Source organism: Streptomyces sp. NPDC048018 (assembly GCF_043202995.1).
Classification (GTDB): domain Bacteria; phylum Actinomycetota; class Actinomycetes; order Streptomycetales; family Streptomycetaceae; genus Streptomyces.
The window spans coordinates 793,132-814,729 of record NZ_JBIDBK010000002.1; the positions used below are offsets into that span (position 1 = coordinate 793,132).

Sequence of the window (21,598 nt, forward strand, 5' to 3'; positions counted from 1 at the left end):
GCCGCGCCATGCCATCAGGGCCCGCCAGCCACGGACGCCCCGGCGCCCGCCGCCCGACGGCACCACGTCCTGAGCCGTGACCGAAGCCCCGGCGGCTCGCCGTGCACACCCTCCGGGAGGACCCGCGCCTCAGCTGACCGTGCGGGCCGTGGCGAGCAGCCGGGCCGTGTCGTCCGCGCACAGCGCCAGCGCGTTGCCGACGGTGCCGAGGACCTCCCGCTCGGCCGGGGTGTAGGGGCCGTCCGCGAGGGCGATCCTGGCCGCCTGCAGCAGGATCGACTCGCGCCCCGCCGGGGCCAGGTGCGGGGAGAGCGGTTCGAGGGCCTCGTGGAGCTCGATGGCGAGGGCCGCTCCCCCGCTGCTGACGTCCGGCAGGAAGCGACCGGTGTCGGCGGCGAGCGCCTCGACCAGTTCGACGAGCTGGAGCCCCGTGCAGTCGGCGAAGCCGGCCGCCCGCACCGCGACGGCGGCGGTGTCGACGGCGGTGCGCGACGAGGTGCCGCCCGCCGCGAGGACGGCGAGCGCCACGGTGTGCACCGCGTCCCGGAGCATCCCGGAGAACCTGCTGGTGGTCGGGTGCGTCAGCACGTCCGTACCGAAGTGGGTGTGGCAGGCGGCGCACTCGACGACCGGGCCCGCGTCGCCCCTGGGCAGCAGCGGCACGCCCAGGACGGCGAACCGGCGGCGGCCGGTGCGCCGGCGGTAGTTGCGGTCGCCGCCGCACTCCTCGCAGAAGAACTCGCCGTCGCCGACCGTGTTCCAGGAAGTGCGAATTCCGCAGAGAACCCTGCTCCGGTCCCGTGACTTCCGCGCTGACCGCACGCCGCACCTCCCTTGACGTCCCGGCAACACTGCCGGCCGTGGCGTGATGTTAGCCACATCGATGATGCGGCGTCAGCACCTCGTCAGCAGAACGCCATGGAGATGGCCGAGACACGCCGGAGCCGGAGGAGCCTCAGGAAGGGCGCCCGCGCGGCTTCGCGAAGGCCAGGAAGCCGCCGCCGAAGGGGACGGCCGCCCCGGCGGCCCCCATCGCGCCAGGTCCGGAGGCCGGACCGGGCTCGGCGAGATCACCCTCCGGAGTGGACGACGGCGCGGGCACCGGCACCGCGGCCGACGGGGACCGCGAGGGGGACGGGGCGGAAGTGGCCGGAGAGGAGGGCTTCGGGGAGGAGGTCCCGGCGGGGAGGGGTGGGACGGGGGCCCGGTCTCGGCTGCGCCGTCTCCGGCGCGACCGGGGGTCCCGGTCGGCTGCGGCTCATCCGGCGGGACCGGGGGTCCGGTCGGCTGCGGCTCATCCGGCGGGACCGGGGGTCCGGTCGGCTGGGGCTTATCCGGCGGGACGACCGGGCCGGTTTCCGCCGGGACGACCGGGCCGGTTTCCGCCGGGAAGGCAGCCGGTGAAGGTCATCCGGCAACTGTGACGCAGGTCGCGAAAGAAGCCGCCCCGCACCCTCGGAGGGGTGCGGGGCGGCCGGGAAGACGCGAGATCAGCGGGCCGAGCGGTTGACCGCCGAGACGACCGCCTTCAGGGAGGCGCGGGTGGTGTTGGCGTCGATGCCGATGCCCCACAGGACCTTGCCGTCGATGGCGCACTCGATGTACGAGGCGGCCTGCGCGGAGGCGCCCTCGCTCATCGTGTGCTCCTGGTAGTCCAGCAGGCGGGCGTCCACGCCGATCGCCTGCAGGGCGGCGAAGAAGGCGGAGATCGGGCCGTTGCCGGAGCCGGTCAGGACGGTCTCGACACCGTCCACGACGGCCTCGACCTTCAGGGTGTCGGTGCCGTCCGTGTCGGAGGTCGACTGGCCGGAACGCAGCTGGATGCGGCCCCAGGCGTTGTCCGGGTTGGGCAGGTACTCGTCCTGGAAGACGGACCAGATCTCCTTCGGCGTGACCTCGCCGCCCTCGGCGTCGGTCTTCGCCTGGATGATCCGCGAGAACTCGATCTGCATCCGGCGGGGCAGGTCCAGCTTGTGGTCGTTCTTCAGGACGTACGCGATGCCGCCCTTGCCCGACTGCGAGTTGACGCGGATGACGGCCTCGTAGGAGCGGCCCACGTCCTTCGGGTCGATCGGCAGGTACGGGACGGCCCACTCGATGTCGTCGACGGTCTTGCCCTGGGCGGCCGCGTCGGCCTCCATGGCGTCGAAGCCCTTCTTGATGGCGTCCTGGTGGGAGCCGGAGAAGGCCGTGTAGACCAGGTCGCCCGCGTACGGGTGGCGCGGGTGGACCTCCATCTGGTTGCAGTACTCGGAGGTCCGGCGGATCTCGTCGATCTGCGAGAAGTCGATCTGCGGGTCGACGCCCTGGCTGAACAGGTTCATGCCCAGGGTCACCAGGTCGACGTTGCCGGTGCGCTCGCCCTGGCCGAACAGGCAGCCCTCGATGCGGTCGGCGCCGGCCATGACGGCCAGCTCGGCCGCGGCCACGGCCGTACCGCGGTCGTTGTGCGGGTGGGCGGACAGGCAGACGTACTCGCGGCGGGTCAGGTTGCGGGACATCCACTCGAAGCGGTCCGCGTGCGTGGACGGCGTCGAACGCTCCACGGTGGCGGGCAGGTTGAGGATGATCTCGCGGCCCGGGCCGGGCTGCCAGACGTCACAGACCGCCTCGCAGACCTCCAGGGCGAAGTCCAGCTCGGTGTCGGTGAAGATCTCCGGGCTGTACTGGTAGCCGAAGGTGGTCTCCGGGCCCAGCAGCTTCTCCGCGTACTCCATCACCAGGCGGGTACCGTCGACCGCGATCTGCTTGATGTCGTCCTTCGAGCCGCGGAAGACCACCCGGCGGAAGGTGGGCGCGGTCGCGTTGTACAGGTGCACGGTGGCGCGCCTGGCGCCCTGCAGGGACTCCACGGTCCGCTCGATCAGGTCCTCGCGGGCCTGGGTCAGTACGGAGATCGTGACGTCGTCCGGGATCGCGCCGTCTTCGATGATCGAGCGCACGAAGGCGAAGTCGGTCTCGCCGGAGGACGGGAAGCCGACCTCGATCTCCTTGTAGCCCATCCGGACCAGCAGGTCGAACATCTCGCGCTTGCGGGCCGGGCTCATCGGGTCGATCAGGGCCTGGTTGCCGTCGCGCAGGTCGGTCGACAGCCAGCGGGGCGCCTTGGTGATGCGGCGCTCGGGCCAGGTGCGGTCCGGGATGTCGACGGCCTCGTACCGCCCGTACTTGTGGACGGGCATCCCGGACGGCTTCTGCAGGTGCGTCGCGGAGGTGACGGGCGTGGGGCGGCTGATGAACGGCGACTGAGACATTGCGTAGGGCTCCTCGGAGGTCCTGGGAGAGGGACGGCCGACTGTCGAACGCAACACCGAATCCCGCGGGGAGGGGGTCGGCCTACGACTACAGGCCCTCGCCGCGGCAGCTAAGGAGAAGCAGCCCGAAACGCATGATGCGCGTCACTGTAGCCCAGGTGCGGCGGAGGCGGACGTCCCGTTTCAGTATGCGGGACGGGCTCCACGTCAACGGTGAAAGGTGACTCATCACTCCATTTCACCAATCATCGTCGCAGCCCGTGACACCGGGACCACACAGTGCCACATTGCCCCTATGACTCCCCACACGTCTGTCTTCTGCTCGATCGTCCCGCCGCACCTCCTGGAGCGGCTCGCCGAGTCGGACAACCCGGCCTACGCCGCGGCCGCGCGGCGCACCCTCACGGTGGACGCGACGCATCGCACCGAGCGCAGGCTCCGCGCCGAGGCGCCCGAGGTGCGCGGGGCGCGCGCGGCGGACGGCGAGCCGTCCGACAAGCCCCGGCGCACCATCTACGACGCCGGCAGCGGCACCTCGCTGCCCGGCAGGCAGGTGCGCGCCGAGGGCGGGGCCGCCGTGCAGGACCTCACCGTCAACCGGGCGTACGCCGGGCTGGGCGCCACCTTCGAGCTGTTCGAGCAGGCCTTCGGCCGCAGCTCGATCGACGGCGCGGGGATGCCGCTCCTCGCCTCCGTCCACTTCGACGAGAAGTACGACAACGCCTTCTGGAACGGCGAGCAGATGGTGTTCGGCGACGGCGACGGCGAGCTCTTCCTGGACTTCACGATCCCCGTGGACGTCATGGGCCACGAGCTGACCCACGGCTTCACCCAGTACACGGCCAACCTCGCCTACTTCGGGCAGTCGGGCGCGCTCAACGAGTCCGTCTCGGACGTCTTCGGCTCGCTGGTGAAGCAGCACGCCCTGGGCCAGACGGCCGACGCCGCCGACTGGCTGATCGGCGAGGGGCTGCTCGGTCCCGCCATCGACCGCGGGGTGGCGCTGCGCTCCATGAAGGAACCGGGCACGGCCTACGACGACGACGTCCTCGGCAAGGACCCGCAGCCCGCGACGATGGACGGCTACGTCCGCACCAGCTCGGACAACGGCGGCGTGCACATCAACTCGGGCATCCCCAACCACGCCTTCTACCAGGTGGCCACGGAGCTCGGCGGCTACGCCTGGGAGCGGGCCGGCAGGATCTGGTACGACGTGATGACCGGCGGCACCCTCGCCGAGGAGGCCCGCTTCTCCGAGTTCGCGCGGGCGACGGCCGCCTCGGCGCGGAAGCTGTTCGGCGAGGGAGAGGAGCTGCGGGCCGTCCTGAAGGCCTGGTCCCTGGTCGGCGTGCCGACGTCCTGAGCCGCTGGTACACAGGTCCCATGCGGATTCGAGTGCGACGCACGGGCGGTTTCGCGGGCAGGGAGCGGTCGGCCGAGATCGACACCTCCGGTCACGGGGCCGACGGCGAGCTGACCTCCCTGGCCGAGACGGTGCTCTCCGAGGGCGAGCAGGAGGGGCGGCGCGGCGTGCCCGACGGCTTCTCCTACGAGATCACCGTCGACGGGCGGACCGTCCGCTGCGACGACCCGGACCTGACGGACGCGCAACGGGCGCTCATCCAGAGGGTCCTCAAAGAAGGCGCGTGACGCACCCCGCGACGGCGCCGGCAGTCCGCACGGGACTGCCGGCGCCCCGGCGTGCCCTGCGAAGGGGAACGGCCGGGGGCGAGGGCGGAAGGCCTAGAACCCCAGCTTCCTGAGCTGCTTGGGATCCCGCTGCCAGTCCTTCGCGACCTTCACGTGCAGGTCGAGGAAGACCGGGGTCCCGAGCAGCGCCTCGATGTGCTTGCGGGACTTCATGCCGACCTCCTTGAGGCGGCTGCCCTTCGGGCCGATGATGATGCCCTTCTGGCTGGGACGCTCGATGTACACGTTGGCGTGGATGTCGAGCAGCGGGCGGTCCGCCGGGCGGTTCTCGCGCGGGATCATCTCCTCGACGACCACGGCGATGGAGTGCGGCAGCTCGTCGCGGACGCCTTCGAGCGCGGCCTCGCGGATCAGCTCGGCGACCATGACCATCTCGGGCTCGTCGGTGAGGTCGCCCTCGGGGTAGAGCGGCGGGGACTCCGGCAGGAGCGGGATGAGCAGGTCGGCGACGAGCTGGACCTGCTTGTCGCCGACGGCGGAGACCGGCACGATCTGGGCCCACTCGATGCCCAGCTCCTTGCCGAGCTGGTCGATGGCGATCAGCTGCTCGGCGAGGGTCTTGGAGTCGACCAGGTCGGTCTTGGTGACGATCGCGACCTTCGGGGTCTTCTTGATCTCGGCGAGCTCCTTGGCGATGAAGCGGTCGCCGGGGCCGAGCTTCTGGTCGGCGGGCAGGCAGAAGCCGATCACGTCGACCTCGGCCCAGGTGGTGCGGACGATGTCGTTGAGGCGCTCGCCGAGCAGGGTGCGCGGCTTGTGGAGGCCGGGGGTGTCGACCAGGATCAGCTGCGCTTCGGCGCGGTGCACGATGCCGCGCACGGTGTGCCGGGTGGTCTGCGGCCGGTTGGAGGTGATGGCCACCTTCTGCCCGACAAGAGCGTTCGTCAGGGTGGACTTGCCCGCGTTGGGGCGGCCGACGAAGCACGCGAAGCCGGCCCGGTGGGGGGCGGTGTTCTCATCTGTACGAACGCTCATGGGGGCCATTGTCCCCGATGAGCGCCCCCCTCACGTACCCAGTGCCCGGCGGCGGCGTATCCACAGGCCGGACAGCCCGCCCAGACCCCCCGCGGCGAGCACCGCGACGGGCAGCCAGGGCACGGCGAGGAAGGACACCCGCCCGGTCTCGCGGACGTCCCTGGCGGTGGCGGTCAGGGTCACCTCGCCCCGGTCGAACTGCGGCGAGCCCGTCCAGCGCACGGAGAGCCGGATCCGCTGCCGGGGCAGCAGCTCGGCCGGCAGCCGGTCCAGGTCGCGGGAGAGCAGGGTGCGGCCGAAGAGCCCCCGGGCCCTGAGCGCGACCTGGGGACTGAGGGTGACGTTGCCGCGGTTGTACAGGGTGTAGGAGACGACGGCGCTGCTGGTGCCGGTGCCGGGCACGAGCGGCCGGTCCTGGTCGAGGGTGACGTCCTCGACGGAGAGGGCGGGGACGGTGGGGCCGCCGACCCGCAGATAGACCCGGGCGGCGACGGCACGCTGCACCCCGAGGGCCATGGAGCCGCCGCCCCGGGCGATCCGCTCGTCGAGGGCGACGAGGGCGCCGGGGTGGTCGCCGGGCTCGGCGTCGGCGGGCACGGTGAGGGTGTACGGCACGGTGACGGCGGCCCGGGGCGGGACGGTGACCCGGTCGCGGTCCGGCCTGATCCAGGCGCCCGCGCCGGTCTGCTTCTCCTGCCGGGTGCGCACGGCGAAGCCGCCGTCGCGTTCGGTGTTGTAGGCGTCGGCGCCGTAGAGGACGAAGGTGAGCGGGGCGGCGGTCTTGTTGGCGACGGTGACCCTGTCGGTGACGGTGGTGCCCGGCTCGGCGGAGAGGTAGAAGTACGGGCGGCTGCCGAGCCGCGAGGCGGCCGGGTAGACGGCCCACTCGCCGTTCTCGGCGGCGGAGGCGGGGGGTGCCCCCTGGACGCCGAGCAGCAGCGCGGCGCCCAGGAGGCCGAGAACGTTCAACAGGAGGACGTACGGCTTGCGCACGGGTGCGGACCCCTTCTGGCTCGGTTCTCTCGGAACGGTCAGGACAGCGTCAGCGTGAGCACGCCCGCGTAGGTGCCGGGTGCGGTGTACGCCGGGACGTCGAGCGAGAGCCCGGCGTCGACGGTGAACTCGCCGCCCGTGAGGGTGCCGTTGGGCGTGGACGCGAGGGTCGCGCCGGTGCTGCCGACGACGCCGGCGCTGCCCGCGGCACAGGTGCTGGGGCTGCCGGGCCTGGTGGCGCAGGCCGGGCTCCAGCTGAGCTTCCCGGCACCGACGGAGGCTCCGCCGGGACCGGCGAAGTCGCTGACCCTGCCGGTCAGGGACCAGCCCGCGGGGCCGCCGCGGAAGTCCTTGACCGTGACCGTCTGCAGGGCGCCGGTGGCCGCGCCGCCCTGGCCGAAGTCGACGGCCGACAGCTGGACGGCGTCACCGGCCTGGGTCATCGACAGGGTGCCGGCCCTGACCGTGGCCGTGATCTTCTGGCTGTTCGGCGGCGCCGGGGTGTCGTCGATGACCTGGTACGCGACGGGGCCCGCGCCCTTGTCGGGGTCCCAGGCCGCCCCCTCGTACGCCACGATCCCGGTGGTCGCCAGGTCGGAGACCCTCAGCCGCGCGGCGAAGCCGCCCGCACCGTCCGTGGTGACGGTCATCCGGTCGGCGGTCTCGGCCGCACCGGCCCGGCCGACGACGGTGACCTCGGCGAGCGGGGTGAACCCGCTCCCGGTGACGGTGACGCGGACACCGGGCGCCCCGGAGGCGTTGTCGAGCTGGAGGGCGCGCTCGTTGGCCCCGGGCTGCGGGGCCGCCGTGACCGTCTCGGAGACGGGCGCGGGCGGGTTGGTGACGGTGCAGGGCGTGTCCAGCTCCATGATGTAGCTGGTGTGGATGTTGTAGTCGCCGGGCGAGAGGGTGATCGCGCCGGGCGCGGTGACGGTGAAGGTGCCCTTCATCGAGAAGGGCGGGAAGGTGCCCTTGCCGGGGACGGGCGGGTTCTTCTTCTCGCCGGTGACCGTGACGGAGCCGGCCTGGGCACCGCCGAGGCTGACCTTGCCGCTCGGCGTCATGATGTTCTCCGGGAGCGCCAGGTCCACCGGGTTCGAGGCGGCGGGTTTGGTGACCGTGTAGGTGACGGTGACCGTGTCGCCGACCTTCGGCGCCGCGTTGTCGACGGTGATCTGCGCCGTGGTGGTCCCGTCGATGGGCGGGATGCCGGCGATCGGCGGCGGGACGCAGTGGGTCGCGAACTCCACGGGCGCGGAGGCCGCGGTGACCGCGCCGGCCGGGGCGGCGAGCGCTCCGCCGGCGGTGAGGGCGAGCGCGGTGGCGCCGAGGGCGGCGGACCAGCGACGCCGTCTTCGGGCCGCCGCGCGGCTTCTGTCGAGTGCCATGTGGGCCCCTCCTGAGGGATGAGAGGGCGCCATTGACGGCTGCGGGCCGAGAGAAGTCAATGGAATCGAAATGCACCGACTGATGGGCCATCAGATCATGGCAAGATCAGCACATCCAGCACATTTCCCCTGGCCACAGCAGGGACCGGTACCGCCCTCGGCGGTACCGGTCGGCCGTGCGGGACGGAGATCAGCTGAACACGAAGGGCCCGGGCGACTGCGAGGTGAGCGCGTCGCAGTTCACGGTGACACCGAAGATCACCATCTTGAGCGCGGTGCCCGCGAAGTGGGAGTTGAGGCTGTCGCCGGAGGCGACGGTCCCGGCGAGCGGGCCGATCGTGACGGACTGGTTCGCGGCGAGCGGCGGGTTCTTCTTGCCGGTGAACACCCGGGTGCCGCCGCCGCCCTTGGCCAGCGTGAGCGTGGCGTTGATCTGGTCGGCGCCGACCGCGATCGGCGTCTTCACGGCGGAGGTGAGGGTGATCGTCGCGGCGGTGCCGCTCTGCGTGGCGGTGAGCGTGGCACCGCCGCCGCCCCACGAGCCACAGTCGTACGTGGCCGTGGCCGTCCCCGGCGACACGGCGGCGGCCCCCGGCGCGAAGACGAGGGCCGAGGAGGCGAGCGCCCCCGAGAGCACCGCGACGATCCCTAAGCTGCTTCTGGTTCTCATGGCGAGGTCGTACCCCTTCCGATGACGAACGCAGGGGGTGCGGGCACTGCGTCGAGGAGACTCCGCGAGAAGGGCGGAGATCTGACGGCCCGTCGGACCGTTCGCCGCCATTGACGCGCATTCCTCACAAGAGCACAAGGCCCGTGCGGGAGCGGTACCACGAGGCCCCGTCCCGGCACGCGCGCGGGGCCCGGCGCATCCCGCCCGCGCCGGGCCCCGCTCGTACGGCTCCGGGCCTCAGCCCGCGGTGACCGCCACGCGCAGCCGCCCGTCGGGCCCCGCCAGCAGCACCGGGGTCTCCGGCCCGCCCAGGTCCCGGACCGCCGCGCGGTCCTCGTCGGACGCGGCCTCGGCGGCCGAGACGAGCGCCGCGGCCTCCAGCGACTGAGCGCCACTGGCCACGGCCATCGCGACCGCGGTCTGCAGCGCGCTCAGCTTGAGCGACTCCAGCTCGACGGTCCCCGCGACATACGTGCGCCCCGTCTCGTCCCGTACCGCCGCGCCCTCCGGCACCCCGTTGCGGGCGCGGGCGCTGCGTGCCAGCGTGATGATCTTGAGGTCCTCGGCGCCGAGGTCGTCGTGCTCGCGGTTGAGTGTCATGATCCGAGGATAGGGCGGGGCCCGGCTCAGCCCTGAGCGGCCTTGGCGAACTTGTCGGTGGCCTTCTTGGCGAGCTGGTCGAAGTCCTTCTTGCCCGCGGCGTTCGCGAGCAGCATGAAGCGGACCACCCCGTTGCCCTGGCGGGCGAAGACGAAGTCCGGCTCGATCGTCATCCCGGGGGCGACCTCGAGGCCCAGCGTGAAGGCGATCGCCTCCTCCGTCCCCTGGGGAGCCGTGCGCTTCTTCGCCGACAGCTTCATCTTCTGTCCGTCGGCCTCGACGGTCATCGCGCCGCAGGTGTCCAGCGAGGTGCTGAGCTGCTCCAGATAGTCGGCGGCACCGGTGCCGGTGAAGCCCGCGACCCGCTCGGTGATCTCCGAGTCGTTGTTGCCGAGGGCGAAGTCGGCACTCGGGCCCTTCGTGGCACCGGGGATGTCGCCGCTGCCCATCATGTCGGCGAAGGCCTTGCAGGCGGGCTTGTCGGTCGTGTAGGCGCTCGGGGTGTCCGGGTGCTTCGTGGCCTTCCAACCCGACGGCAGGTCCTTCAGCTCCAGCAGCGCGGCCTTCATCCGGGCGTCCGTCAGCGGCGCGGCCGGCGCCGCGGACGTGGGGGCGGCGGACGTCGTCGCGCCGGCGGCCGACTTGTCGGCACCGCTCTTCGCCGCGTCGTCCTTCTCCCCGCCACCGCAGGCGGCGGTCAGCGAGAGCGCGGATACGGCGAGGGCGGCGGCCAGGCCGCGGCTGATGCGAGTGCGCATGGTGAAGTGCCTCTTGGGGGTGCGGAGTCGAGCGGAGGCCGCCGGCCACGAGGACCGCGGACACCGGCCTCGACATGATCACGAACGGACCGGACGGCGGGAGCATATACGGCGTCGGTGACACGTATGTGCGACGAAGACCCGACCGGGCCGGGAACGCCCCTCAGCCCGCCACCGGGTACATCGCCCCGCGCCGCCCCTCCGGCGACACCAGCCACTCCAGCTTCGCGGCGGTGTCCGCCTCCGGCAGCGGGGTGTGCAGCACGATCACCAGGTCCGGCCGGGCCGGCACCCGCAGCTGGGTGGCCTCGACGAAGAGCGGGCCGACCAGCGGGTGTTCCATCTCCTTGCGGTTGAGACCGCCGGGCCGGATGTCCCGCCGCTCCCACAGCTCCGCGAACTCCGGGCTCGCCGCCCTGGCCTCCTCGACCACGGAGCGGAAGCCGTCGTCCCCGGGATGCTCCGAGCAGGCGGCACGGAACTGGGCGACGACCTGCGGAGCCAGCTCCTCCCAGCAGTTCGAGCGCGCCCGGTAGAGCGGGTCGGTGAAGAACGCGACCAGGCAGTTCTGCACGATCTCCGGGCGCATGCCGAGCACGATCGCCGCCGCCTCGTTGTACATGACCGTGTTCCAGTACACGTCCATGATGTGCGCCGGGAAGGGCATCCACGTGTCGATCAGGCGCCGCAGCCCGTGGCACATGTCCCGGTCCTCGGGCGCCGCCTCCGGCGCCGGCGGGTTGAGCCCCGCCAGGACGTACAGGTGGCGTCGCTCCACCGGGCTGAGCCGCAGCACCCGGGCCACGGAATCGACCACCTGCGGCGACACCGTGATGTCGCGGCCCTGCTCCAGCCACTGGTACCAGGAGACCCCGACCCCGGCGAGGACGGCCACCTCCTCACGGCGCAGCCCCGGCGTGCGACGCCGGGCGCCGCCGTCCGGCAGGCCCGCCTCGGCCGGGCTCACCCGGGCCCGTCGGCTCATCAGGAACTCGCGCAGTTCGGCGAGCCGGTGGGCCTTGCCGTCCGCGTTCTCCACTGCCGTGGCCACGTGTGCTTCCTCCCCCTGGACGCGTGGTGGTGCCTGGTGGTGCCTGGTGGTGCGACCAACAGGATAAGTTCCCGCTCCCCACGGGCATTCCCGGACCACGAGAGTCGTCGCCATGGCAACCGTCACCTCCACCGAGGCCTCCCCGACCGCAACCGCCCCGACCCCTCCCGCTCCCCCCGCCGCCGGCGCGGCACCGGCACTCACCGGCCGCGCCCGGCTCATCCTGATCGTGCTGTGCGCCGCCCAGTTCATGGTGTCGCTGGACTTCTCCGTCCTGAACGTGGCCCTGCCCGTACTCGGCGCCGACCTCGGACTGAGCACCTCCGCCCTGCAGTGGGCGGTCACCGCCTTCGCCCTGCCGTCCGGCGGCTTCCTGCTGCTCTCCGGCCGGATCGGCGACCTCTACGGACGCAAGAAGCTCTTCCTCACGGGCCTCGCGCTCTTCGGCACCGCCTCGCTGCTCGCCACCTTCGCCTGGAGCCCGGCCGCCTTCCTCACCGGCCGCGCCCTGCAGGGCCTGGGCGCGGCGGCCATCGTGCCGACCGGCATGGCCCTGCTGACCACCACCTTCCCCGAGGGCCCGCAGCGTGACCGGGCGCTCGGCATCTCCGGCACCATCCTGTCGCTGGGCTTCACCGTCGGCATGGTCCTCGGCGGCGTCATGACCGACACCCTCGGCTGGCGCTCCACCATGGGCCTGCTCGCCCTGTTCAGCGCCCTGGTGCTGCCCTTCGTCCCCGGCCTGCTGCCCGAGTCCCGCACCCCCGAGCGGCCCCGCCTCGACGTGCCCGGCGCGGTGACCGTCACCGGCGGCCTGCTCTCCCTGATCTACGCCCTGTCGACCGCGGCCCAGCGCGGCTTCGGCGGCGCCGACGTCCTGATCACCCTCGTGGCGGGCGTGGCCCTGCTGGTCGCCTTCGTGGTCGTCGAGTCCCGGCACGAGGCCCCGCTGGTGTCCCTGCCGATGCTGAGGCGCGGCACGGTCGCCTTCGGGAACCTGGGCGGACTCGTCACCTTCGCCATGATGTCCACCGTCATCTTCGTCCTGACCCTCTACCTGCAGGAGACGCTCGGCCTGACGGGCTTCCAGACCGGCCTGGTCTTCGGCGTCCAGGGCGTCATGTCGGTCCTCGCCGGCTCCTTCGCCGCCCGGGTGATCGGCCGGTTCGGCGCCCGCCGCACCCTGGTCGCCGGGCTCGCCGGCCAGGGCGTGCTGACCGCCGGACTGCTCGCCGTCGGCACCGGATCGGGCGCGATCCTGGCGACCGTCGCAGTCTCGCTGGCCTCCATGTGCCACCTGGGCGCGATCATCGCGTACGGCGTGACCGCCACCTCCGGCGTCCCGGACGAGGAGCAGGGCCTGGCCACCGGTCTGGTGACCACGACCCAGCAGGTCGGCCTCACCGTCGGCATCCCGCTGCTCGGCGTCCTCGCCACCACCGGCGACAGCCTGTACGGGGGCGTGCGCACGGTCCTCGCCCTGGACGCGGCGATCGTCCTGGCGACGGCGGTCCTGGTCGCGATCGGCCTGCGGAACCGTGCCTGACGCTCAGGGCCGGTCGAGGCGGAGCCGTACCGCCTTCGGCAGACCGGCGACGACGAGGTCGTACGAGTCCTCGACGAGCTCCCGGACCATCCGGTCCGGGAGCTCTCCCACACTCACGGTGTTCCAGTGCCGCTTGTTCATGTGATAGCCCGGGGCGATCGCCGGATACTCCTCACGGAGCCGCACCGCGTCGTCCGGATCGCACTTCAGATTGACCGTCAGCGGGTCGGCGTCCAACCAGGACAGCGCGAACATCTTCCCGGCCACCTTGAAGACGGAGACGCCGGGACCGAAGGGGAACTCCTCGCTCGCGTCGTTGAAGTCCAGGCAGAAGGCGCGCAGCTGGTCGGGCGTCACGAGTCGGTTCCCTCCTCGGGGCCGGCGGTGCCGACCGGTTCGACGAGCACGGTCACGATCTTGTTCCGGCGGCCGGCCGGGGACTCCGCGGTGAGCCGCAGCGTCCGCCCGTCCGGCAGCTCCACGACCGAGTTGGCGCCGGCGATCGGCACCCGGCCGAGGGCCTTGGCGAGCAGTCCGCCGACCGTCTCCACGTCCTCGTCGTCGTACTCGTCCGGCCCGAAGCCGTAGAGCTCGCCGAGGTCGCCGATGTCCAGACGGGCGGTGACCCGGTAGCGGTCCCCGCCGAGCTCCTCGACGGGCGGCAGCTCCCGGTCGTACTCGTCGGTGATCTCACCGACGATCTCCTCCAGGATGTCCTCGATGGTGACGATCCCGGCCGTGCCGCCGTACTCGTCGATGACGACGGCGACGTGGTTGCGCTCCTGCTGCATCTCGCGCAGCAGGTCGCCCGCGTTCTTGGTGTCGGGCACGAAGGCCGCCGGGCGCATCGCCGTGGACACCAGATCGGCCTCGGCCTCCCGGTTGATGTGCGTCTTGCGGACCAGGTCCTTCAGGTACACGACGCCGACGATGTCGTCCTCGTTCTCGCCCGTCACCGGAATCCGGGAGAAACCGGAGCGCAGTGCGAGGGTGAGGGCCTGACGGACGGTCTTGTACCGCTCTATGCAGACGAGGTCGGTGCGCGGCACCATCACCTCGCGCACCAGCGTGTCGCCGAGCTCGAAGACCGAGTGCACCATGCGGCGCTCCTCGTCCTCGATCAGCGACTCCTGCTCGGCCAGGTCGACCATCGCGCGCAGCTCGGCCTCGGAGGCGAACGGTCCCTTGCGGAAGCCCTTGCCGGGCGTGAGCGCGTTGCCGATGAGGATGAGCAGCTGCGGGATCGGGCCCATGACGCGCGCCAGCGGCAGCAGCACGTACGCGGCGGCGGTCGCCGTGTTCAGCGGGTGCTGACGGCCGATGGTGCGCGGCGACACGCCCACGGCGACGTACGACACGAGCACCATCACGACGATCGCGACGAGCAGCGCCTGCCAGGTCTCCGCGAACTCCTCCAGACACGCGTACGTGACGAGCACCCCGGCCGCCATCTCGCAGGCGACGCGCACGAGCAGCGCCACGTTGAGATAGCGGGTCGGGTCGGAGGCGACCTGGGCGAGCCGCTCGGCGCCCCGTCGCCCGGACCGTACGGCCTCGGCGGCGCGGAAGCTGGAGACCCGGGCGATGCCGGCCTCGGCGCACGCGGCCAGCCAGGCGACGATGACCAGGGCGACGGCGCCCAGGATCAGCTGAGCACTCATGACCGCCCCGTTCAGGAGACGGTCGGCGCCGGCGACGGGCCGGTCAGGCCCTTCTCCGCGCGCCAGCCGTCCACGATGGCGGCCTGAAGGCCGAACATCTCGGCCTTCTCGTCCGGCTCCTCGTGGTCGTAGCCCAGCAGGTGCAGCACCCCGTGGACGGTCAGGAGCTGGAGCTCCTCGTCCATGGAGTGCCGCGTCGGCGCGTCCTCGCCCTGCTTCGTGGCGACCTCGGGACAGAGCACGATGTCGCCGAGGAGCCCCTGCGGGGGCTCCTCGTCGTCCTTCGACGGCGGGCGCAGCTCGTCCATGGGGAAGGACATGACGTCCGTCGGACCCGGCAGGTCCATCCACTGGATGTGGAGCTGCTCCATCGCCTCGGCGTCCACCACGATCACCGAGAGCTCGGAGAGCGGGTGGATGCGCATGCGCGCGAGCGCGTAGCGGGCGATGTCGAGGATCGACTGCTCGTCGACCTCGGTGCCGGACTCGTTGTTGACGTCGATCGACATGTGCGGTTGCTTCTACTTCCCGTTACGGCCGTCCTGACGGCCGCCGGTGCGGCTGTCGTTGCGGCTGTCGTACTTCTCGTACGCGTCGACGATACGGCCGACGAGCTTGTGCCGTACGACATCCTGCGACGTGAGCGTCGAGAAGTGCACGTCGGGGACGCCTTCGAGGATGTCCCGGACCTGCCGCAGACCGCTCTTCGTGCCGCCCGGCAGGTCGACCTGGGTGATGTCACCGGTGATGACGATCTTCGAGTCGAAGCCGAGGCGGGTGAGGAACATCTTCATCTGCTCGGGGCTCGTGTTCTGCGCCTCGTCCAGGATGATGAACGCGTCATTGAGGGTTCTACCGCGCATGTACGCCAGCGGCGCGACCTCGATCGTTCCGTTGGCCATCAGCTTGGGGATCGAGTCGGGGTCGAGCATGTCGTGCAGCGCGTCGTAGAGCGGCCGCAGGTAGGGGTCGATCTTCTCGTAGAGCGTGCCGGGCAGGAAGCCGAGCCGCTCGCCCGCCTCGACCGCCGGCCGGGTCAGGATGATCCGGGTGACCTGCTTGGACTGCAGGGCCTGGACGGCCTTGGCCATGGCCAGATACGTCTTGCCGGTGCCGGCGGGGCCGATGCCGAAGACGATGGTGTGCTTGTCGATGGCGTCGACGTAGCGCTTCTGGTTGAGGGTCTTGGGGCGGATGGTCCGGCCGCGGCTGGACAGGATGTTCTGGGTGAGCACCTCGGAGGGGGTCTCGGCCGCCTCCCCGCCCTCCCCGTTCTCCTCGCGCAGCATCGCGATCGAACGTTCCACGGCATCCTCCGTCATCGGCTGACCGGTGCGGAGCACCAGCATCATCTCGTCGAACAGGCGCTGGATCAGCGCGACTTCCTGAGCCTCACCGGTCGCGCTGATCTCGTTTCCCCGGACGTGGATGTCCGTCGCCGGGAACGCTTCCTCGATCACGCGAAGCAGGGAGTCACCGGAACCCAGCATCATCACCATGGGGTGCTTCGCGGGGACGGTGAAGCGGGCGCGTGCCTGCCCGGGCCCGGGGGCGGGGGCGTGGGCTGTGGGTGTCTGAGTCATGGGCCGGCACTGGGGCCTGCACATACCTCCTGTTGCAGGGTTCTCGCTGCTCGACAACCTCTCGGATACCAAGCCTACGACTCGCATCGGACAACCCAGAACGGAATTTCGGGGACGCCCCGCGCGGCCGGGAGGCGACGCGCCGGGCGGCGGGCACGCCCGGCCCTCCCCCGGCCGGGCCTCCGGGGGAAGCGGCCCTCAGGAGGCCGGGGCGGCGCGGAAGCCGATGGTGGGTACGGCCCGGCGCAGGGGCCACGGGCGGCCCGGGGCGGGCAGCAGGCGCTCCAGGAAGGCGTAGCGCTCGCGCAGGGCGACCGGGTCCTGGCACTCGTGCCCCTGGACGTGCTGCCACCAGGCGGCGATCTCGCCCCAGGTCGGCGCGGAGAGCGACCCGCCGAACTCCTGCACGGAGAGGGCCGCGGTCAGCCCCGCGAAGGCGAGCCGGTCGGCGAGCGGCCAGCCGGCGAGGGTCCCGGTCACGAAGCCGGCGACGAAGACGTCCCCGGCGCCGGTGGGGTCGAGCGCCGAGACCTGGATGGCGGGCACCTCGGCGGTCTCGCCGGTGGCCCCGTCGACGGCGTAGGCACCCTCGGAACCGAGCGTGACGACCGCGTACCGCACCTTGTCGGCGAGCGCCCGGGCGGCGGCGCGCGGGCAGTCGGTGCGGGTGTAGCGCATCGCCTCGGCGGCGTTGGGCAGGAAGGCCTCGCAGTGTTCCAGGTCCGTGAGCCCGGCGAGGTCCCAGCGTCCGGTGTCGTCCCAGCCCACGTCGGCGAAGACCTTGGCGCCCGAGCCGGCCGCGCGGGCCACCCACTCCTCGCTGCGGCCCGGGACCAGGGAGGCCACGGCGGCGCGGGCGTGCGGCGGGTAGGCGGGCAGGGCGCCGTCCAGGGGCGGGGCGGCGTGGCCGTGCGACACCATGGTGCGCTCGCCCTCGTAGGCCATGGAGACGGTGACGGGCGAATGCCAGCCGGGCACGGTGCGCGACAGCGAGAGGTCGATGCCCTCGCCCTGCTCCAGCGCGTCCCAGCAGTACTCGCCGTAGTGGTCGTCGCCGAACGCGGCGGCCAGCGAGGTCCGCAGCCCGAGCCGGGCGAGCGCGGTCGCCATGTTGGCGACGCCGCCGGGGCTGGATCCCATGCCGCGGGCCCAGGACTCGGTGCCGCGGACGGGGGCGGAGTCGAGCCCGGTGAAGATGATGTCGAGGAACACCGTGCCGGTGAGGAAGACGTCGCACTGGGGGTCGGTGGGCTCGCGGAGGCACACCAGCGGGTCGACGTCGTTGTCGCGTTCGGTCACGGCGGGCTCCCCGGTCGTGGGTGCGGCGGATCGGCAGCGGGGTGCCGATCCGGACAGTGTGCCCGAAGGGGACGGCGAGGCGGGGTGGACGCGACGATTCCGGCCCTTGATACCCACTCGATCGCCCTCCAAACCAATCGTGACCCACATCACAGACCGAATCGGGGGATACCGGCTTCTCCGCCCACTCGGATGCTTGATACACATGGTGCCGCGACCCCGTGACTCCCCGGGCGCCATCTCATTTCCCTGTTCATTTCCTGGAACGCCCATGTCGTCGCGCCCTGCGCGTGCCCTGGCACCGCACACCGCTCTCGTCGCCCTCTTCACGGCCGGATACCTGGCCCCCTACCTCCTCCCGACCCTCGTCGGCCGGCTCTCCGCGGGTCTGGGTCTCGGCCCGTCCCAAGCCGGCCTGGTCGGCTCGATCCTCCTCCTCGGCTCGGCCTCGGCGGGCTTCACGCTCGCCTCCCGCGTGGACCGCGTCGGCCCGCGCCGGGCGGCACGGCTGGGCCTCGCGGCCATGGCGGTCGGTTACGGCACCGCCGCCGCCACGCACGAGCTCCCGCTGGTCGTGCTGGGCGCCGTCGTGGGCGGCTTCGGCTCGGGCACGTGCACGGCGGTCGCCGCGGCCGGCATCGCGGGCCGCCCCGACCCGCACCGCGCCTCGGCGCTCGGCCTGCTGTCGGTCTCGGCGGCGGCGGGCGCGCTGTACCTGACGCTGCCGCGGCTGGGCGGTGGCCACACGCTGCCGTTCGCGGCGATAGCCGCCACCGCGATGGCCGTATGGCCGGCCACGAAGGCCCTGGCCCCCGCGACCGGGGCCGGCCGGCAGGCCGGACACGGGACGCCCGCCACCGGGCCCCTCCCGCACCGCCGGGCGGGCGCGGTCCTCGCGGGCGCGATCCTGCTCTGGTCGATGGCGCAGAACGCGCTGTGGGGCGTCAGCGGCCGGATCGGCCTGACCCAGGCCGGCCTCTCGGAGGTCGCCCTCGGCGCCGTCTTCGCCGTCGCCCTCGGCGCGGGCCTGGCGGGCGTGGTGGTGGCGGGTGCGCTGGGCTCGCGGCTGGGCCGTGCGGTGCCGATCGGCGCGGGCACGGCGCTCATCGCCGGCTGTGTCCTGCTGAGTTCGGCCGCGGCGACCCCGGTGGGCTTCGCGACGGGCGAGATCGCGTGGAACGCCTTCTACCCCGTCGTCCTGTCCTACCTCCTCGGTCTGGCCGCCTCGCTGGACCCGCGGGGGCGCTGGGCGGTGCTGGTCGGTTCGGCGTCGTCCCTGGGGGTGGCGTGCGGCCCGGTCACCGGCAGCGTCCTGTCGGAGGCGGCGGGGTACCCGGGCATGGGCCTGACCCTGTGCGCGCTGCTCCTGCTCATCGCCGTCCCCATGACGGCCGTGGCCCGCCACGTCTCGGGCCGTCCCCTGGTCCCGGGCTCCGTCCGTCGCCGCGGCGGCGCACCGGCGGCGCTCCTGGCCGCGACCACCACCCCGACCCCGGCCCTCGTCCCCCAACTCGGCGCCCCGGAGCAGGAGATCGCCCCGATCCAGCTGGACGCCCCGGCCCGGCACGCGACCAGGTCGACCTACGACCTGGCCCGCCCGTCGGACCGCGCGTAGGCGCTCGCCCGTTCCCCGCCCCACCCTGCGACGGGAGGGGCACGGCGGCGCGAGCGGCCGCCGGCTCGCGGCCTACTCCCCTGCGAAGTCGTACGCCTCGACCTCCGCCAGGTACTCCGCCCGCCGCTCCTCCTCGTCCTCCAGGAAGGACGCCAGGAAGGAGTTCCGGGCCAGCGTCCGCAGCTGGTCGGCGGACAGCCCGAGCGCCTCGCGGGCGGCCGTGAAGTTGTCGTCGACGTAGCCGCCGAAGTACGCCGGATCGTCGGAGTTGACCGTCGCCACGAGCCCCGCGCCCAGCATCGCCCGCAGCGGGTGGTCCTCGATCGTGTCGACGGCCCGCAGCCGCACGTTGGAGAGCGGGCACAGCGTCAGCGGAATCCGCTCCCGGACGAGGCGCTCCACGAGCTCGGGGTCCTCCAGGCACCGCAGGCCGTGGTCGACCCGCTCGACGCCGAGGACGTCGAGGGCCTCCCGGATGTACGACGGCGGGCCCTCCTCCCCCGCGTGGGCGACCCGCCGCAGGCCGAGGCGGGCGGCAGCCTCGTACACCTCGCGGAACTTGGCCGGCGGGTGCCCGACCTCGGCCGAGTCGAGCCCGATGCCCGTGATCCGGTCCAGGTACGGCTCCGCGGCCTCCAGCGTCGCCATCGCCGACTCCGCCGACTCGTCGCGCAGGAAGCACATGATGAGCCGGGTGGAGATCCCGTGCCGCTCCGCGGCGCGGTCGAGGGCCGCGCAGAGTCCCTCGACCACGACCCCGAAGGGCACGCCGCGCGCCGTGTGCGCCTGCGGGTCGAAGAAGATCTCGGCGTGCCGGACGCCCTGCCGCGCGGCCCGAGCCAGGTACGCGTCGGCGAGCTCGGTGAAGTCGTCGGCGGTGCGCAGGACCGCCATCAGCGCGTAGTACAGGTCCAGGAAGGACTGCAGGTCGCTGAAGCGGTACGCCTCGCGCAGCGCCTCGGTGTCGGCGTACGGGAGCGTCACCCCGTTGCGCGCGGCCAGCGCGAACGCCAGCTCGGGTTCGAGGGTGCCTTCGATGTGGAGGTGCAGTTCGGCCTTGGGTACGGGCATCAGGAAACGTTCTGTCTCTTCGGTACGGGGACCCTCATCAGGTCCTGGGCAATACTCAGCTCCCCCTCGAACCCGGCGGCCCGCGCCTGCCGCTCGAACTCCTCCGGCTCGGCGTACCGCTGCGAGAAGTGCGTCAGCACGAGGTGCCGGACGCCCGCCTCCCGGGCGACCGTCGCCGCCTGACCTGCCGTCAGGTGCCCGTGGTCGGTGGCGAGCCGGACGTCCTCGTCGAGGAAGGTCGACTCGATGACGAGCATGTCGGCGCCGTCGGCGAGCGCGTACACCCCGTCGCACAGCCGGGTGTCCATGACGAACGCGAACCGCTGTCCGCGCCGCACCTCGCTCACGTCCTCCAGCGTGACGCCGCCGAGGACCCCCTCACGCCGGATCCGGCCGACGTCGGGGCCCTTGATGCCGTGCGCGGCGAGACGGTCCGGCAGCAGCCTGCGCCCGTCTGGCTCGGTCAGCCGGTAGCCGTACGACTCCACGGGGTGCGAGAGCAGCCGCGCGTCGAGCGTGTACGCGTCGGTGACGGCGAGCGGTCCGTCGGCGGCGACCGGCTCCTCCACCAGACGCACGGTCTCGCGGTAGGCCGTCGCGTGGCGCAGCCGCTCGAAGTACCGCTGCCCGCTCGCGGGGTAGTGCGCGGCGACCGGGTGGGGCACCTGGTCGAGGTTGATCCGCTGGATCACGCCGGCGAGGCCCAGCGAGTGGTCGCCGTGGAAGTGCGTCACGCAGATCCGGTTCAGGTCGTGCGCCGCGACCCCGGCCCGGAGCATCTGCCGCTGGGTGCCCTCACCGGGGTCGAAGAGGATGCCGGTCCCGTCCCAGCGCAGCAGATAGCCGTTGTGGTTGCGGTGCCGGGTCGGGACCTGGCTGGCCGTGCCGAGGACGACCAGTTCGCGTACGGACAAGAGAGCGTCCCGGCCTATCCGGGCGGCCAGTTGAGGCCGCGGCCGCCGAGGACGTGGGCGTGCGCGTGGAAGACGGTCTGGCCGGCGCCGGCGCCGGTGTTGAAGACGATGCGGAAGCCGCTGCCGTCCACCTTCTCCTCGGCCGCGACCTCGCCGGCCACGCGCAGCACGTCGGCGGCGACGGTCGGCGCGGCGGCCGCGAGGGAGGCGGCGTCGGGGTAGTGCACCCGCGGGATGACCAGGATGTGGGTCGGCGCCTGCGGGTTGATGTCGCGGAACGCGAGAGTCGTCTCCGTCTCGCGCACGATCGTCGCCGGGACCTCCCCCTCCGCGATCTTGCAGAACAGGCAGTCGCTCTGCGGCTCTCCGGCCATGCCCGGGCCTCCTCGCCTCCGTCGATCATCCGTACACGCGCATGCTATCCGGACACCCCGACCTCCCCACCGACAACCGGCCCCCACCCGGCCCCCGCAGCGCACGCGCGGCCGGCGGACCGCCCGAACCCCGCAC

21 protein-coding genes are annotated in these 21,598 nt (G+C 72.5%); 4 read left to right on the forward strand and 17 right to left on the reverse strand.

The features are described from left to right. Nucleotides 1–129: 129 nt before the first annotated feature. The gene (locus tag ACGF1Z_RS09515) at nt 130–852 is read right to left on the reverse strand and encodes a TerB family tellurite resistance protein (RefSeq protein ID WP_393002455.1); all 723 of its coding nucleotides are present in this window, start codon (nt 850–852) and stop codon (nt 130–132) included. Between the two features lie 638 nt (nt 853–1,490). Then, on the reverse strand, nt 1,491–3,254 hold the full coding sequence (leuA, locus tag ACGF1Z_RS09520; protein ID WP_393001714.1) for a 2-isopropylmalate synthase: 1,764 nt from the start codon (nt 3,252–3,254) through the stop codon (nt 1,491–1,493). Between the two features lie 295 nt (nt 3,255–3,549). On the opposite strand from leuA, the gene ACGF1Z_RS09525 reads away from it, so the two are divergent. Continuing rightward, nucleotides 3,550–4,617: a M4 family metallopeptidase gene (locus ACGF1Z_RS09525; protein ID WP_393001716.1), complete on the forward strand. Its 1,068-nt coding sequence runs from the start codon at nt 3,550–3,552 to the stop codon at nt 4,615–4,617. A gap of 20 nt (nt 4,618–4,637) precedes the next feature. Beyond that, a complete protein-coding gene (locus tag ACGF1Z_RS09530) occupies nt 4,638–4,904 on the forward strand; it encodes a protealysin inhibitor emfourin (RefSeq protein WP_393001718.1) in 267 nt (88 codons plus the stop codon). A 93-nt stretch (nt 4,905–4,997) separates the two neighbouring features. On the opposite strand, the gene era is transcribed toward ACGF1Z_RS09530, so the two are convergent. From era to ACGF1Z_RS09565, 7 genes are all read right to left on the reverse strand, one after another. Further along, nucleotides 4,998–5,948, reverse strand: coding sequence for a GTPase Era (gene era / locus ACGF1Z_RS09535; RefSeq protein WP_393001720.1), 951 nt, complete (start codon nt 5,946–5,948; stop codon nt 4,998–5,000). 21 nt (nt 5,949–5,969) lie between these two features. Beyond that, nucleotides 5,970–6,932 (reverse strand): WxL protein peptidoglycan domain-containing protein, encoded by a 963-nt coding sequence (locus tag ACGF1Z_RS09540; protein ID WP_393001722.1) that lies wholly within the window; start codon nt 6,930–6,932, stop codon nt 5,970–5,972. Nucleotides 6,933–6,970: 38 nt separating this feature from the next. Beyond that, the gene (locus tag ACGF1Z_RS09545; protein WP_393001724.1) at nt 6,971–8,320 is read right to left on the reverse strand and encodes a beta-xylosidase; all 1,350 of its coding nucleotides are present in this window, start codon (nt 8,318–8,320) and stop codon (nt 6,971–6,973) included. Nucleotides 8,321–8,510: 190 nt separating this feature from the next. Then, complete coding sequence (locus tag ACGF1Z_RS09550; RefSeq protein WP_393001726.1) at nt 8,511–8,990, reverse strand: hypothetical protein; 480 nt, start codon at nt 8,988–8,990, stop codon at nt 8,511–8,513. Between the two features lie 237 nt (nt 8,991–9,227). Continuing rightward, a complete protein-coding gene (locus tag ACGF1Z_RS09555) occupies nt 9,228–9,590 on the reverse strand; it encodes a cytidine deaminase (RefSeq protein WP_393001728.1) in 363 nt (120 codons plus the stop codon). Nucleotides 9,591–9,616: 26 nt separating this feature from the next. Further along, entirely contained in the window at nt 9,617–10,348 is a 732-nt protein-coding gene (locus ACGF1Z_RS09560) for a hypothetical protein (protein ID WP_393001730.1), read from the reverse strand. 163 nt (nt 10,349–10,511) lie between these two features. Next, complete coding sequence (locus tag ACGF1Z_RS09565) at nt 10,512–11,333, reverse strand: helix-turn-helix transcriptional regulator (protein ID WP_393002457.1); 822 nt, start codon at nt 11,331–11,333, stop codon at nt 10,512–10,514. A 178-nt stretch (nt 11,334–11,511) separates the two neighbouring features. On the opposite strand from ACGF1Z_RS09565, the gene ACGF1Z_RS09570 reads away from it, so the two are divergent. Further along, complete coding sequence (locus tag ACGF1Z_RS09570) at nt 11,512–12,945, forward strand: MFS transporter (protein ID WP_393001732.1); 1,434 nt, start codon at nt 11,512–11,514, stop codon at nt 12,943–12,945. A gap of 3 nt (nt 12,946–12,948) precedes the next feature. Here the strand turns inward: ACGF1Z_RS09570 and ACGF1Z_RS09575 are convergent, their stop codons facing one another. The 5 genes from ACGF1Z_RS09575 to ACGF1Z_RS09595 all read right to left on the reverse strand — a co-directional run bounded on the left by ACGF1Z_RS09575 (nt 12,949) and on the right by ACGF1Z_RS09595 (nt 17,638). Beyond that, nucleotides 12,949–13,302 (reverse strand): MmcQ/YjbR family DNA-binding protein, encoded by a 354-nt coding sequence (locus ACGF1Z_RS09575; RefSeq protein ID WP_393001734.1) that lies wholly within the window; start codon nt 13,300–13,302, stop codon nt 12,949–12,951. Next, nucleotides 13,299–14,606: a hemolysin family protein gene (locus tag ACGF1Z_RS09580; RefSeq protein WP_393001736.1), complete on the reverse strand. Its 1,308-nt coding sequence runs from the start codon at nt 14,604–14,606 to the stop codon at nt 13,299–13,301. Before ACGF1Z_RS09580 ends, ACGF1Z_RS09575 begins: the two co-directional genes overlap by 4 nt. A gap of 11 nt (nt 14,607–14,617) precedes the next feature. Continuing rightward, nucleotides 14,618–15,115, reverse strand: a complete 498-nt coding sequence (gene ybeY / locus ACGF1Z_RS09585; protein WP_382479829.1) for an rRNA maturation RNase YbeY — start codon at nt 15,113–15,115, stop codon at nt 14,618–14,620. A gap of 12 nt (nt 15,116–15,127) precedes the next feature. Continuing rightward, nucleotides 15,128–16,189, reverse strand: coding sequence for a PhoH family protein (locus ACGF1Z_RS09590; protein WP_393001738.1), 1,062 nt, complete (start codon nt 16,187–16,189; stop codon nt 15,128–15,130). Between the two features lie 198 nt (nt 16,190–16,387). After that, nucleotides 16,388–17,638 carry a carbohydrate kinase family protein gene (locus tag ACGF1Z_RS09595; protein WP_393001740.1) on the reverse strand — a complete coding sequence of 417 codons (1,251 nt, stop codon included), beginning with the start codon at nt 17,636–17,638 and terminating at the stop codon, nt 16,388–16,390. Nucleotides 17,639–17,759: 121 nt separating this feature from the next. On the opposite strand from ACGF1Z_RS09595, the gene ACGF1Z_RS09600 reads away from it, so the two are divergent. Beyond that, nucleotides 17,760–19,103: an MFS transporter gene (locus ACGF1Z_RS09600; RefSeq protein ID WP_393001742.1), complete on the forward strand. Its 1,344-nt coding sequence runs from the start codon at nt 17,760–17,762 to the stop codon at nt 19,101–19,103. A gap of 72 nt (nt 19,104–19,175) precedes the next feature. Here the strand turns inward: ACGF1Z_RS09600 and ACGF1Z_RS09605 are convergent, their stop codons facing one another. From ACGF1Z_RS09605 to ACGF1Z_RS09615, 3 genes are read right to left on the reverse strand one after another with little or no spacing between them, the layout of a single operon-like run. Continuing rightward, on the reverse strand, nt 19,176–20,174 hold the full coding sequence (locus tag ACGF1Z_RS09605; protein WP_393001744.1) for an adenosine deaminase: 999 nt from the start codon (nt 20,172–20,174) through the stop codon (nt 19,176–19,178). Then, complete coding sequence (locus ACGF1Z_RS09610; protein WP_393001746.1) at nt 20,174–21,088, reverse strand: ribonuclease Z; 915 nt, start codon at nt 21,086–21,088, stop codon at nt 20,174–20,176. The genes ACGF1Z_RS09605 and ACGF1Z_RS09610 overlap by 1 nt, the downstream gene beginning before the upstream one ends. 14 nt (nt 21,089–21,102) lie before the next feature. Then, the gene (locus tag ACGF1Z_RS09615) at nt 21,103–21,462 is read right to left on the reverse strand and encodes a histidine triad nucleotide-binding protein (protein ID WP_393001748.1); all 360 of its coding nucleotides are present in this window, start codon (nt 21,460–21,462) and stop codon (nt 21,103–21,105) included. Nucleotides 21,463–21,598: the final 136 nt, after the last annotated feature.

What these genes read in the sequence shown, in the direction of transcription:
- leuA (WP_393001714.1), bottom strand. Translation starts at nt 3,254, where the DNA reads ATGTCTCAGTCGCCGTTCATCAGCCGCCCCACGCCCGTCACCTCCGCG.
- ACGF1Z_RS09525 (WP_393001716.1), top strand. Translation starts at nt 3,550, where the DNA reads ATGACTCCCCACACGTCTGTCTTCTGCTCGATCGTCCCGCCGCACCTC.
- ACGF1Z_RS09530 (WP_393001718.1), top strand. Translation starts at nt 4,638, where the DNA reads ATGCGGATTCGAGTGCGACGCACGGGCGGTTTCGCGGGCAGGGAGCGG.
- era (WP_393001720.1), bottom strand. Translation starts at nt 5,948, where the DNA reads ATGGCCCCCATGAGCGTTCGTACAGATGAGAACACCGCCCCCCACCGG.
- ACGF1Z_RS09545 (WP_393001724.1), bottom strand. Translation starts at nt 8,320, where the DNA reads ATGGCACTCGACAGAAGCCGCGCGGCGGCCCGAAGACGGCGTCGCTGG.
- ACGF1Z_RS09550 (WP_393001726.1), bottom strand. Translation starts at nt 8,990, where the DNA reads ATGAGAACCAGAAGCAGCTTAGGGATCGTCGCGGTGCTCTCGGGGGCG.
- ACGF1Z_RS09555 (WP_393001728.1), bottom strand. Translation starts at nt 9,590, where the DNA reads ATGACACTCAACCGCGAGCACGACGACCTCGGCGCCGAGGACCTCAAG.
- ACGF1Z_RS09560 (WP_393001730.1), bottom strand. Translation starts at nt 10,348, where the DNA reads ATGCGCACTCGCATCAGCCGCGGCCTGGCCGCCGCCCTCGCCGTATCC.
- ACGF1Z_RS09565 (WP_393002457.1), bottom strand. Translation starts at nt 11,333, where the DNA reads ATGAGCCGACGGGCCCGGGTGAGCCCGGCCGAGGCGGGCCTGCCGGAC.
- ACGF1Z_RS09570 (WP_393001732.1), top strand. Translation starts at nt 11,512, where the DNA reads ATGGCAACCGTCACCTCCACCGAGGCCTCCCCGACCGCAACCGCCCCG.
- ACGF1Z_RS09580 (WP_393001736.1), bottom strand. Translation starts at nt 14,606, where the DNA reads ATGAGTGCTCAGCTGATCCTGGGCGCCGTCGCCCTGGTCATCGTCGCC.
- ybeY (WP_382479829.1), bottom strand. Translation starts at nt 15,115, where the DNA reads ATGTCGATCGACGTCAACAACGAGTCCGGCACCGAGGTCGACGAGCAG.
- ACGF1Z_RS09590 (WP_393001738.1), bottom strand. Translation starts at nt 16,189, where the DNA reads ATGACTCAGACACCCACAGCCCACGCCCCCGCCCCCGGGCCCGGGCAG.
- ACGF1Z_RS09595 (WP_393001740.1), bottom strand. Translation starts at nt 17,638, where the DNA reads ATGTGGGTCACGATTGGTTTGGAGGGCGATCGAGTGGGTATCAAGGGC.
- ACGF1Z_RS09600 (WP_393001742.1), top strand. Translation starts at nt 17,760, where the DNA reads ATGTCGTCGCGCCCTGCGCGTGCCCTGGCACCGCACACCGCTCTCGTC.
- ACGF1Z_RS09605 (WP_393001744.1), bottom strand. Translation starts at nt 20,174, where the DNA reads ATGCCCGTACCCAAGGCCGAACTGCACCTCCACATCGAAGGCACCCTC.
- ACGF1Z_RS09615 (WP_393001748.1), bottom strand. Translation starts at nt 21,462, where the DNA reads ATGGCCGGAGAGCCGCAGAGCGACTGCCTGTTCTGCAAGATCGCGGAG.